The organism is Natronococcus sp. JC468 (assembly GCF_012163165.1).
Taxonomy (GTDB): domain Archaea; phylum Halobacteriota; class Halobacteria; order Halobacteriales; family Natrialbaceae; genus Natronococcus; species Natronococcus jeotgali.
The window spans coordinates 43,526-54,634 of the sequence record NZ_JAAVUO010000023.1 but is presented as its reverse complement, the minus strand read 5'-3'; the positions used below and the strand labels follow the sequence as shown (position 1 = coordinate 54,634).

At 68.5% G+C, this 11,109-nt stretch carries 12 protein-coding genes; 7 read left to right on the top strand and 5 right to left on the bottom strand.

The window, feature by feature from the left end:
• Positions 1-216: 216 nt before the first annotated feature.
• Positions 217-1,179 (top strand): DUF368 domain-containing protein, encoded by a 963-nt coding sequence (locus tag GWG54_RS13840; RefSeq protein ID WP_167938330.1) that lies wholly within the window; start codon positions 217-219, stop codon positions 1,177-1,179.
• Between the two features lie 86 nt (positions 1,180-1,265).
• Positions 1,266-2,054, top strand: coding sequence for an enoyl-CoA hydratase/isomerase family protein (locus tag GWG54_RS13835; RefSeq protein WP_167938329.1), 789 nt, complete (start codon positions 1,266-1,268; stop codon positions 2,052-2,054).
• Here GWG54_RS13835 and GWG54_RS13830 read toward each other — a convergent pair whose 3' ends face one another.
• Together GWG54_RS13830 and GWG54_RS13825 are read right to left on the bottom strand one after the other, a co-directional pair.
• On the bottom strand, positions 2,055-2,957 hold the full coding sequence (locus GWG54_RS13830; protein ID WP_167938328.1) for a glycosyltransferase family 2 protein: 903 nt from the start codon (positions 2,955-2,957) through the stop codon (positions 2,055-2,057).
• Between the two features lie 52 nt (positions 2,958-3,009).
• The gene (locus GWG54_RS13825) at positions 3,010-3,717 is read right to left on the bottom strand and encodes a class I SAM-dependent methyltransferase (RefSeq protein ID WP_167938327.1); all 708 of its coding nucleotides are present in this window, start codon (positions 3,715-3,717) and stop codon (positions 3,010-3,012) included.
• 269 nt (positions 3,718-3,986) lie between these two features.
• Here GWG54_RS13825 and GWG54_RS13820 point away from each other — a divergent pair, with 269 nt between their 5' ends.
• Together GWG54_RS13820 and GWG54_RS13815 are read left to right on the top strand one after the other, a co-directional pair.
• Positions 3,987-4,268 (top strand): helix-turn-helix domain-containing protein, encoded by a 282-nt coding sequence (locus GWG54_RS13820; RefSeq protein WP_008427056.1) that lies wholly within the window; start codon positions 3,987-3,989, stop codon positions 4,266-4,268.
• 37 nt (positions 4,269-4,305) lie between these two features.
• Positions 4,306-5,112 (top strand): MBL fold metallo-hydrolase, encoded by an 807-nt coding sequence (locus GWG54_RS13815; protein WP_167938326.1) that lies wholly within the window; start codon positions 4,306-4,308, stop codon positions 5,110-5,112.
• Here GWG54_RS13815 and GWG54_RS13810 read toward each other — a convergent pair.
• On the bottom strand, positions 5,096-5,359 hold the full coding sequence (locus tag GWG54_RS13810; RefSeq protein WP_167938325.1) for a hypothetical protein: 264 nt from the start codon (positions 5,357-5,359) through the stop codon (positions 5,096-5,098). The genes GWG54_RS13815 and GWG54_RS13810 overlap by 17 nt on opposite strands.
• A 123-nt stretch (positions 5,360-5,482) precedes the next feature.
• Here GWG54_RS13810 and GWG54_RS13805 point away from each other — a divergent pair, with 123 nt between their 5' ends.
• From GWG54_RS13805 to treF, 3 genes are all read left to right on the top strand, one after another.
• The gene (locus tag GWG54_RS13805; protein WP_167938324.1) at positions 5,483-6,196 is read left to right on the top strand and encodes a YkgJ family cysteine cluster protein; all 714 of its coding nucleotides are present in this window, start codon (positions 5,483-5,485) and stop codon (positions 6,194-6,196) included.
• A 57-nt stretch (positions 6,197-6,253) separates the two neighbouring features.
• Positions 6,254-7,018, top strand: coding sequence for a heptaprenylglyceryl phosphate synthase (locus GWG54_RS13800; protein ID WP_167938323.1), 765 nt, complete (start codon positions 6,254-6,256; stop codon positions 7,016-7,018).
• Between the two features lie 107 nt (positions 7,019-7,125).
• On the top strand, positions 7,126-8,622 hold the full coding sequence (gene treF / locus GWG54_RS13795; protein WP_167938322.1) for an alpha,alpha-trehalase TreF: 1,497 nt from the start codon (positions 7,126-7,128) through the stop codon (positions 8,620-8,622).
• Positions 8,623-8,724: 102 nt separating this feature from the next.
• On the opposite strand, the gene GWG54_RS13790 is transcribed toward treF, so the two are convergent.
• Together GWG54_RS13790 and GWG54_RS13785 are read right to left on the bottom strand one after the other, a co-directional pair.
• Entirely contained in the window at positions 8,725-9,132 is a 408-nt protein-coding gene (locus GWG54_RS13790; RefSeq protein ID WP_008427043.1) for a TRAM domain-containing protein, read from the bottom strand.
• Positions 9,133-9,229: 97 nt separating this feature from the next.
• A complete protein-coding gene (locus GWG54_RS13785; RefSeq protein WP_167938321.1) occupies positions 9,230-10,969 on the bottom strand; it encodes a radical SAM protein in 1,740 nt (579 codons plus the stop codon).
• Positions 10,970-11,109 lie beyond the last annotated feature (140 nt).

The following is an 11,109-nucleotide window of genomic DNA, read 5'->3' as shown; positions in this document are numbered from 1 at the left end:
TTTCTTCGCTTGAGCCATCGGCTGAGTTTCGCTAGCGATTGGATTGAGACGTTCCTTCCAGATGTTCAAAGGTTGCGCTGATCACTCAGGTCGGGTTCGCATCCGTCGAACCGAGTGAGTCGATTTATGTCGGAGCCGAAACGTTCGCTACGTATGGTCGCAAAACGGGCGGTCGGTGTTTCGCCGTCGACGACGATCGGACGGTGACCCAGAGGAATGTTACACGCTCTCGAACGGCGGCTCGGACCGCGGTTCTCGGTGCTGCGGGTCTACTGCTACGGGCTCTGTATGGGAACGGCCGACGCCCTCCCCGGCGTCTCGGGCGGCACCGTCGCGCTCCTGCTCGGATTCTACGGCCGGCTGATCGCCGCCGTCACCGCGTTCACTCCCAGGCGAGCGATCGACGTCCTCCGGGGGTACGACGCCGAGCGCCGCGATCGGGCCAGGGAGGCGCTGCTCGAGATGGATCTCCAGTTTCTCCTGCCGCTGGGAGTCGGCATCGTCACCGCCGTCGCGATCATCGCCGAGGCCGTCACGGTGCTCGCGGAGTCGCACCCCCTCGCGCTCTTCGGCTTCTTCATCGGGCTGATCGCCGCTTCGGCGATCGTCCTCTTTCGGACGCTGACGTTCGCCTCGGCCCGGCACGTCCTCTCGGCGGCCACCGGCACGGGGATCGCCCTGCTCGTCTCCGCGAACGTCCTCGAGTTGCCCGGCAGCGGCCCCCTCCTGATCTTCCTTTCGGGGGCACTGGCCGTCAGCGCGATGATCCTGCCGGGCGTATCGGGGTCGCTGATCCTGATCTTGCTCGGTCAGTACGTCTTCCTCTCCGGCGAGCTGAGCGCGTTTCTCGGGTCGATTCGGGATCTCCTGCTCGCCGACGGCACGCTCGCGGCCGTCGCGGACCCCGGGGCGACCGTCGTCGTCTTCGTCGCGGGCGGGGTCGTCGGTCTCGTTTCCATCGCCAGGATCGTTCGGCACGCCCTTGACCGACAGCGCGAACTGACGCTGCTGTTTCTCGTCGGCCTCATCGCCGGCTCGGTTCCGGCGCCGCTTCACAACGTCGCCGAGGCTCACCCCCTGACGATCGACGTCCTCCTGCAGACCGCCGTCTGGGCGGGTCTCGGGGCGCTCGCGCTGTTCGCGCTCGACCGGCTTGCGGGCGGGTTCGACCCCGAGTAGCGGCCGCCGGTCGCTCCGCGGTTTCGACGGCAGCCGTCGATCGGCCGAACCCGAACGTTATACTCCCGGCACCTGATCGGTTCGCCATGGAATCCGTTGGCACGGGACTCGCGCGCATCGATCGGAACGACCGACGGGCCGACGTCTACCTCGCCCGACCCGAGAAGCGAAACGCGATGTCGGTCGAACTCATACGGGATCTGACCGCGGCGTTCGAACGCGTCGACGCCGACGAGGACGTCTGGGCGATCACCCTGCTCGGAGAGGGACCCGTCCTCAGCGCCGGAATGGACCTCGAGATGATGCGCGACCGGGTCGAACCCGACTCCGACGTCGACCGGGACGTCTTCCCGACCCTGCTCGAGACCGTCGAGACGACGCGACAGCCGACCGTCGTCGGCATCAAGCGGGCCGCGCCGGCCGGCGCGTTCGAGCTGACACTGCCCTGTGACTTCCGGATTATCGGCCGCGACGCGAAGTACGGCCTGCTCGAGGTAACGCTGGGAACGTTCCCCCACGGCGGGGGCACCCAGCGGCTCCCCCGGCTCGTCGGGCTCTCGCGGGCCAAGGAGATCGTACTCACCGGCGAGTACGTCGACCCCGAGGCGGCCGAACGGATGGGACTCGTCCACGAGGTCTGTGCCGACGGGGCGGTCGACGAGCGCACGAAGGCGTTCGCGGACCGACTCTGCGAGAACGCGCCGCTGGCCCTCGAGAACGGAAAACGAGCGCTCAACGCCGCCCTCGAGACACCACTCGACCGGGGGCTCGAGTTCGAGCGCGCCTTGGCGCGCGAACTCGACGACACGGACGACTACCGGGAGGGGTTCGACGCGCGACTCGCCGACCGGGAGCCGCAGTTCCGCGGAGAGTGATCACCGGCGGTCGTAGATCCGAACGGCCCGGTCGTGGCGCACCGACAGCCCGTTCGGATTGCGCCGCGTCGACCGGTCGGCGTACCGGGCTCGGAGCCCGTCCTTGAGGCCGCCGGCGGCGTTCGTGACGACGTCGACGCCGTTCGAGAACCAGCCCGTCGGCGTCGCGCTCCCGGTGACGATCTCCCGAACGCCCGCGGCCCCGTCCCGGATCGCGCTGCCGACGGTGCGCCCGAGGACCGTCGGTCGCGGGCCGTAGTTCTTCCCGAGTCCATAGGCGAGCGCCCGGTAGGTGGTCCCCCAGTCGGGGTCGGCTCGCCCGCCGTCCGCGCCGACGTCGCTCCGAGCGGTCATCGACGGCTCCCAGGCGACCTCGAAGCCGAGGCCGCTCGCGCGGTGAGCGCAGTCGACGGCGCCGTCGCCCTCGATGTACTCGTCGAACCCGTCCAGGGCCTCGAGCGAGGTGCAGTCGAACGCGACGTTGCCTCCGTCGAACAGGGTCACGTCCCGTCCGGCGACCGACCGCGTCCGTTCGGTCTCCGCGAGCGTCCCGTCGGCCTCGCCCGTCGGGCCGGCGATGACGTCCGCGCCGTCGGCGACCGCGCCCTCGAGAGCCCCGTACCAGCCCGGCTCGACCGCGTACTCGGCGTCGAGGAAGGCGACGACGTCGCCGGTCGCCGTCTCGAAGCCGGCGTTGCGGGAGACGTTCGGGTTTCGCTCGGAGATCTCGACGAGAACGTCGATGTCCTCGCGCTCGCGGACGACGCCGGTGGTCCCGTCCGAAGAGGGGCCGTTGACGACGACGAGTTCCGTCTCGACGGGGGTCTCGGTCGCGAGCGCGTCGAGACACGACAGCAGTCGCTCCCGGTCGTTGAGCGTCGAGACGACTACCGAGAGCTCCATGCCCTACAGTAGCCGCGTCCGAGGATAAAAATAGGGTGGAATTCGATCCCGCTCACCGCACGCGGGTGTTCCAGTAGGAGACCGACGAGAGGTGGTCGGTCAGCGGGCGGCCGCCCACCGTCTCGTCGACCGAGCGGATCGCGTTCGCCAGTCCGTTCGGGATCGATCGGTAGAGTCCGTACGGCGCGAGGAAGTCGTCCTCGACGTCGACCAGCGTCAGGTCGGTTTTCGCGAGCAGGACGCTCACCTCGCTCTTCGAGTACAGGCGTGACCCCATCGGGAGCGCCCAGTTGTAGACGCTGCGTGCCGAAAAGCGGTTGAACGTGTCGAAGACGATCTGATCGCGCGAGACCCGGCGCATCTCCCGGAGGAACGCCTCGGGATCGTCGGCCAGATGGAAAAACCGCATCGCGACGACGGTATCGAAGTGATCGTCCGGGAACGGCAGCCGTCCGGCGTCGCCCCGCAGAAACTCGAGGGTTCCCGCGACGTTCGCCGCCTTCGCTTTCTTGCGTCCCTGTTGCAGCATCGCCGCCGAGATGTCCAATCCGACGACGTCCGCGCCGCGCTCGGCAAGCATGACCGTAAACCGCCCGGTACCACAGGCGATCTCGAGGACGTTGCGGTCCTCGACGGGCATGATCGCCTCGAGTACGGCCTCCTTCTCCCGGCGGTCGATCAGCTGTCCGCCCTGGGAGAACCGCTTGTCGTCGTACTCGGCGGCGACGTCGTCGGCCTGGTACCACTCCTGTCCTTTCACGCTGGCTCCAACTACGGCGACGACAGGATAAAACGATACTGGAGTCCGACGACGACCGTCCGAGGACTGACACGTTCTCGAACGTCGGAAACGACCTCGACGGAGGCTGTAGCCCGACGGTTCGGTCACTCGGCGAGTTGATCGGTCCGTTCGCGAGCGAACACGTCAATCGAGAGTGATAATATGACGGGGATACACCTTATACAAACTGGATTGTTCGTATCCACATATAGGGAAGCTTTACCAGTACCGACTCCGCTGTACTCGGTATGAGCATGAGTACCGCAGAGGATCGCGCCGGCGCTACCGAGCAGTCGCTCTCCGAGGAGGAGTACCGCGATCGACTTCGCGACCTGCCCCCGAGCGCGAAACTCGTCGCCAAGGTCCTCGAGACCGACTCGCCGCTTTCCCAGGGGCAACTCGCCGAGGAGTCGCTGCTGCCCGACCGGACCGTCCGCTACGCGCTCAACCGCCTCGAGGACGTCGAGCTGATCGGTTCCCGGTACAGCTTCCGCGACGCCCGTAAGCAGGTCTACTTCCTGAAGCGGTAGCGACACCACCTTTTTCCCCCGACCGTAACGTTCGCCCGTGAACGTCGTTTCCAGCGCCGCCCCCGTATCGACCCGCGCGCCCGGCGGCCGGACCAACGCCTACCTGCTCGGCGAGGAGCCGTCGGTCCTCGTCGACCCCGCGGCCCGAACCGACGCGCTCGATCGGCTGGTCGCGGCCCGATCCGTCGAGCACGTCGTCGTCACCCACACTCACCCCGACCACGTCGGCGCGGTCGCGGCGTACGCGGCCGAGACCGAGGCGACGGTGTGGGCGCGGTACGGCCGCACCGACCGGTTTCGCGAGGCGACGGGAATCGAACCCGACCGCGAGTTCGCCCCCGGAGCGACGATTCCCGTCGGCGACGAGCGGGTGCGCGTCCTCGACGCCCCGGGACACGCCCCGGACCACCTCGCCTTCGAGGCCGGTGCGGACGGTCCGATCGTGTGTGGCGACTGTGCCGTCTGTGAGGGCAGCGTCGTCGTCGGCGCCCCCGAGGGCGACCTGCGGGCGTACCTGACGACGCTGCGTCGGCTCCGGGCGATCGACCCCCCGACGCTGTACCCGGGTCACGGGCCCGTCATCGAGACTCCCCGGGAGACCCTCGAGCGGCTCATCGCCCACCGGAACCGCCGCGAGCGACGGATCCGCGAGGCGGTCGAGGACGGCGCGAGCGCGCTACCGGAGATCCTCGAGGCGGCCTACGAGAAGGACCTCTCGGGCGTTCGCGACCTCGCGCGGGCGACGGTTCGGGCCCACCTCGAGAAGCTCGCCGTCGAGGGGCGGATCGAGTGGGACGGCGAGCGCGCCGCGATCCCCGAGGCGGGCGTCACTCGCTCGAGGTGAACTGGAACTCGAAGCTGAGCTGCTCCTCCAGTTTGACCCGGACGCCGCCGAACTCCTCGGCGATCTGCTTTTGGGCTTCCGAGCTCGGTTCGACGGTGAACGAGACACTGTTGTGGTTCGCGTTGTACTCGATCCCGCTGACGGTCACGTCGAAGGCGAACAGCTCCGGAACCTCCGTCCGGAGGCGATCCCGGACGTGATCGATCTCGGTCTGAACGTCGGCCATCTCCTCGTTGAGCGTTGCCATGCGGTACCGTAGGCCGCGGTCGATCCTAACGGTTCGTTCTCGCTCGAGACGACACTCCGATCCGCCGACGGGTGTTCCGGCTCCAAGCGACTCGCTTTTGCCCCTCGAGGCGTACGAACGGGTGTGCAATCGCTGGAGGCCGAACTCGAGTCCGCCCGCGAGCTCGCGATCGACGACCTGGCCGACGCCATCGAGTCCATCGGCTTCGAGTGTACCCGGTGTGGCGCCTGCTGTACGGGCCACGGCGAGGAGGAACACACGGCGACGGTGTTCCCCGACGAGGTCCGTCGGCTCGAGGACGCCGAGGCCGCCGCCATCGGGAGCGACGGGGGCGAGGACGACGCGGTGCCAGACGCCGAGGACCGCGAGTGGCGCGACGTCGCCCGACCGATGCCCTACGGGCTCACCGAGGGCGCGGACGGCCTCGAGGGCGAGACCTTCGAGTGGGCGTTGCAGACCGACGGCTGCGGCGACTGCGCGTTCTACGCCGAGGACGAGGCCGGCGTCGGCGCCTGCACCGTCCACGAGGACCGCCCGCTGATCTGTCGCACGTACCCCTTCAGCGTCGCGCTCGCGGGCACGAGCCAGCCGATGGGCGAGGCCGTCGACGAGGAGGGCGTCGTCCGCGCCCACGAGTGCGAGGGGCTCGGCCGGGAGATCGCCCGCGAGGACGCCGAGGAACTCGCCCGCGCCCTGAAAGAGCGCGCGGTTCGAGAGCTCGAGGAGGCGATCGGCGTCCGGGACGCCTACGAGCCCGCCGACCCCGGGCCGGGTGAGGTCGTCGTCCACGACTCCGAGGGCGCCAAAGGGATCGACGGGACGCCCCTCGAGGACTGACGCCGCGAGCGCGTTCGAGACCGACAGGACTTTGCGGCGACCGGGGTATCCGTGGCTATGGACATCGACTGGGACGCGATCAGCCACGTCACCAAGGTCGATCCGGCGAAACCCCTCCCGTCGGATCTCGGCGCGCTCGAGGGGACCGATCTGGTGCTCGTCGGCGGCTCGGACGGCGTCACCGAGGCCAACAGCCTCACGGCGATCGAGCGCGTCGCCGACTCGTTTCCGTCGCTGCCGGTCTGGCAGGAACCGTACAGCTCCTCGCACGTCTCCCGGGAGACCGTCGAGGCGGCCGACGCCGTCTCGATCCCCGCCGTCTACAACGGGGATCGGGAGCACTTCGTGGGCAAACACCTCGAGCTGTTCACCGAGGTCGGAAAGAAACCCGACGAGCTGCTGGGCTCGAGCGTTCCGCTGGTCGGCGAGTTGATCGCCTCGAAGGGCGTCGACGTGGTCACCGAACTCGCCGACAAGCTCGTCGGCGAGGGGTACGTCGTCCAGCACCTCGCGTCGACGGCCGCGGCCGTCTCCGGGGTCGAGACGGCCTACTCCCCCGACGAGGTCGCCGGCGCCGCCCTCGCGACCGAGTCGTTCTACGGCTTTCCGATCTTCTACGTCGAGTACTCTGGCACCTACGGCGGAACGGCGGACGTCGAGACGGCCGCGCGGTACCTGGAGGAGACGACGCTGCTGTACGGCGGCGGGATCGACAGCGCCGAGAAGACCCGCGAGATCCTCGAGGCCGGTGCGGACGCCGTCGTGGTCGGGGACTGTTTCCACGACGATCCCGAGACGTTCCGGGAGACGATCCCGCGGTAGGCGCTTCGGGCCCGCGGCCGATCTGACGCGACTTCCTCGGTGCCGATCGTTCTACTCGCCGTCCGAAATCATAACAAAAATAAAATCCGTTCGACTATCGAGCCAGTATGGGCTCGCTTTCTTCGTACCCGCAACTGGCCGGAGAGCTCTTCGAGACCGTCCAGCTGTCGCGGACGCTCGAGGACTCGAAGACGTTCGTCGACGCGATCCCCGAGGACGAAAGCGACGCGATCAGGGAGCGTTTCGAGCGGCGACGCGGCGAGCCCGACTTCGACCTCGAGACCTTTCTTTCGGATGTGTTCGCCCTCCCCGAGGATCCCGTCATCGCCGCCGATCCCTCCCGGCTCTCGATGGAGCGCTACATCGACGAGCTCTGGGAGCACCTGATCAGGGAGCCCGTCGAGGGGGCCGAGAGGAGCACGCTGCTGTCGGTTCCCGGCCGGTACGTCGTCCCCGGCGGGCGGTTTCGGGAGAGCTACTACTGGGATACGTACTTCACCGCGACCGGGCTGGCCGTCACCGGACGGCTCGACCTCATCGACGAACTCGCGGAGAACTACGCGGCGCTTATCGAACGGTACGGCTGCGTCCCCAACGGGAACCGCATCTACTACTCGAGTCGATCGAACCCGCCGATGTTCTGTCACCTCCTCGATATCCTCGAGAGCGAGCGCGGGTTCGAGGCGGTCCGGCCGTACCTGCCGGCGCTGCGCCGCGAGTACGAGTTCTGGATGGACGGGCGAAACGACATCGCCGAGGACGACCGCGCCGTCCGACGCGTCGTTCACACCGACGACGGGCCGCTGAACCGGTACTGGGACGACCGTGCGGCCCCGCGCGAGGAATCGTACTGCGAGGACGTCGCCCTCGCGGAGACGACCGATCGACCCGACCGGGAGCTCTACCGGGACGTCCGGGCGGCCTGCGAGTCGGGCTGGGACTTCAGCAGCCGGTGGCTCGCCGGCGACGAACTGGCGACGATCCGGACGACCGAACTGCTCCCGGTCGACCTGAACGCCCTCTGTTATGCCCTGGAGCGAACCCTCTCGCGGTGGGAGCGGACCCGCGGGAACCCCGACGCCGCCGACCGGTACGCCCGCGCCGCGGGGCGACGACGGCGGGCGATCGACGCCCGCTGCTGGGACGACGACGCGGGCTTCTATTTCGACTACTGCTGGACCGAAGGGAGACGGACGGACAGCTGGTCGCTCGCCGGGGCGGTGCCGCTGTTTTGCGGGCTGGCGACCGACGACCAGGCGGCCGCGGTCGCCGCTCACCTCGAGGAGCGCTTTCTCCACCCCGGCGGGCTGGTGACGACGCTGACCGAGTCGGGCGAGCAGTGGGACTACCCGAACGGGTGGGCGCCGCTGCACTGGATGGCCGTCGTGGGGCTTCGCCAGTACGGGTACGACGAGCTCGCGGAGACGATCGCGGGCCGCTGGCTCGACCTCAACCGCGAGGTCTTCGACCGTAGCGGGTTGATGCTCGAAAAGTACGACGTCGCCGGGGGCTCCGGCGCCGGCGGGGGCGGCGAGTATCCGCTCCAGTTCGGCTTCGGCTGGACGAACGGCGTCGCGCTGGCGCTCCCGGCGTTGTTCTACTGAGCGACGCCGCTCGCGGCTCGGCCGCTTTCGGGGCGTCCCGACGGCTCGAGCGGTCCGTGTACGACGGGAAGAACCGGCGCGATCTCTCGATCGCGCGGCCTCTCAGAACGTGTCCTCGATGATCTCGCCGACGGCGAAGTTCGACTTGACCTCGGTGATCTCGACCTTGACGCGTTCGCCGACCTCGGCGCCGGGGACGATGATCACGTACCCGCGCTCGACGCGGGCGATGCCGTCGCCCTGCTTGCCGATGTCCTCGATCTCGACGTAGCGGGTCTCGTCGACGTCGACCGGGGGCTGGGGCTCCGACGGCGCGGTCTGGGGCTGGGACGCCGAACTCGAGGCGTCCTCGGTTGCTTCATCACGAGAGATGAGCGCGACACGGTAGACGTCGCCGGCGTCGATATCGCCGGTTTCGACTTCCTGTCGTGGCACCTCGATGACGTACCGATCCTCCTCCTCCGAGACTTCCGTACTGAACAAACACAGCAGTTTTTCAGATATTTCCACAGGTAGACCCTCGCGTTTGACTCTGCGCCCCGACCGTAATAGAACTACCGAACGACTACCGTGGTGAGCGGTGTCAGCCAAGGACCGTCAGTCCCCGTCAGTCGGCCCGCTCGAGCGGTCGCGCCGTTGCGAACCCCTCGAGATCGACCTCGCCGCCGAACTCGGCGTCGGCGACCGACTCGTAGGGGCGGTTGACGACAATGTCGCCCGCGGTCGAGCTCCCGATGCCGGGAACGGTCGTGAGTTCGTCCATCGACGCCGCGTTCAGATCCAGCGGGTACGGCACCCCCGTCACCGACCGGTAGCCGTGGTCGACGACCGCGACGTCGGTCGTCTTCCCGAGTTCGCGCTCGCCGGGGATCCCGACCAAGAGCGGATAGGTGCCCAGCTGGCGGCCGAAGGTCTTCCCGTCCTGGTGGTACTCGAGGTGGACGTCCGGGAGGACGGTTCCCGTCGGGGCGACCCGGGCGAGCATCGGGTTGTCGATCTCCTCGCGGACCTGCTGCTTGTAGCGCTTGAAGAGCTTCTTGTGGTCGTTTGCGATCTCCGCGCCCGTCTCGCTCATCTCGGTGCCGTCGAACGACATCACCTGCCGAATGTTCACCCGCCGGAGCATGTACCCCTCGTCGTACACTCGACGGAGAAACTCGAGGTTGCGCTCGTAGGTCTCCTCGCGTTCACCCTTGAGCCCGTGCAGGAGGTTGATCCCGGGCAGGAGCTTGGGAAGGCGCGTCGGGGCGTCCTCGCCCGCGCTCGCGCGGTCGGCGGGCCTCGGATCCCTCGGCCCTCCGGGTCGCCATCCCGCTTCCTCGTTGACGATCCGAACCGCCTCGAAACACTCCTCGGCGGTGACGTTGAGGTTGTTCTCCTCCTGGACGAGCGGGTCGGCCGACTCGAGTCCGAACGCCGCGGTGTCGCCAGGCGTGTTGTGTTCGGCAATGATCCGGATCCCCTCCCGAGACTTCTCGGGCCACTCGACGATCGTGATGGGGTTCATGTTGTCGAGATGCAGCGTCTCGAGGTCGGGCGCGACCTCGCGGATCCCGCCGTACAGCGATCGGAGCGCGTCGGGATTCGGGGCCTCGCCGTCGCCGCCGTAGGCGAGGATGTCGGCCTGGCGGCCGATCCGGAAGTGTTTGACGCCGAGATCGGAGAGGGCGTCGACCTCGCCGACGACCGACGGCGGCGGGCGGAACGTGGGGTTGCCGTAGAGGGGTTCGGTACAGAACGAACACCGGTAGGCACAGCCCCGCGAGGTCTCGAGTTCGGCGATGAGGTACTCGGGGTGGTTGGGGTGCTGTTCGACGATGAAAGCGCCCTCCTGGGCCCACCGCGAGACTTCGTCGACGTCGCGCATCCGGTTGGAAAAGCCCTCGAGACCGCTCTCGACTAAGTCGTGGACGGCGGCCTCGACGTCGCCCTTGGCGACGAAATCGAAGTCCAGATCCTGCCGTTCGGTCTCGGTGGCGCCGGCGTTTTCCTCGCCGACGCCGAACTTGACGGGACCGCCCATCAGGCTCGTCCCGCTTGCGGTCCAGGCGAGCTTTCGCACCTCGTCGGGCTCGGCGGGCGTGCCGCCGACGTACTTTCCGGGGACGGTCATCCCCCCCAGATAGATCAGCAGATCGGCCTCGTCGACGTCGCGCCAGCGGTCGGGCTCGTCGCGCAGGCCGTCGATCGTGTGGTAGGTGATCCGCTCGCGGGGGACCCCCGCGTCGACGAGCGCCCCCGCCGCGTACCGGGGGTACGTCGAGATGTACGGCGGCACCCCGAAGTGGGCGGGTTCGTCGACGTAGCCGTCGACGATCGTCACCGACAGCGTCTCGGGGCCGGTCATGGCCCGGGATAGCGCCTCGAGCGGTAAAACGGTGACTACACGAACGCCCTCGCCGCCCGCCCCGCCCCCGCCCCCGCGGGGGGGGGCCCCCCCCCCCCCCCCCCCCCCCCCCCCGCCCCCCCCCCCCCCCCCCCGCCGCG

What these genes read in the sequence shown, in the direction of transcription:
- GWG54_RS13840 (WP_167938330.1), top strand. Translation starts at nt 217, where the DNA reads ATGTTACACGCTCTCGAACGGCGGCTCGGACCGCGGTTCTCGGTGCTG.
- GWG54_RS13835 (WP_167938329.1), top strand. Translation starts at nt 1,266, where the DNA reads ATGGAATCCGTTGGCACGGGACTCGCGCGCATCGATCGGAACGACCGA.
- GWG54_RS13830 (WP_167938328.1), bottom strand. Translation starts at nt 2,957, where the DNA reads ATGGAGCTCTCGGTAGTCGTCTCGACGCTCAACGACCGGGAGCGACTG.
- GWG54_RS13820 (WP_008427056.1), top strand. Translation starts at nt 3,987, where the DNA reads ATGAGCATGAGTACCGCAGAGGATCGCGCCGGCGCTACCGAGCAGTCG.
- GWG54_RS13810 (WP_167938325.1), bottom strand. Translation starts at nt 5,359, where the DNA reads ATGGCAACGCTCAACGAGGAGATGGCCGACGTTCAGACCGAGATCGAT.
- GWG54_RS13800 (WP_167938323.1), top strand. Translation starts at nt 6,254, where the DNA reads ATGGACATCGACTGGGACGCGATCAGCCACGTCACCAAGGTCGATCCG.
- treF (WP_167938322.1), top strand. Translation starts at nt 7,126, where the DNA reads ATGGGCTCGCTTTCTTCGTACCCGCAACTGGCCGGAGAGCTCTTCGAG.
- GWG54_RS13785 (WP_167938321.1), bottom strand. Translation starts at nt 10,969, where the DNA reads ATGACCGGCCCCGAGACGCTGTCGGTGACGATCGTCGACGGCTACGTC.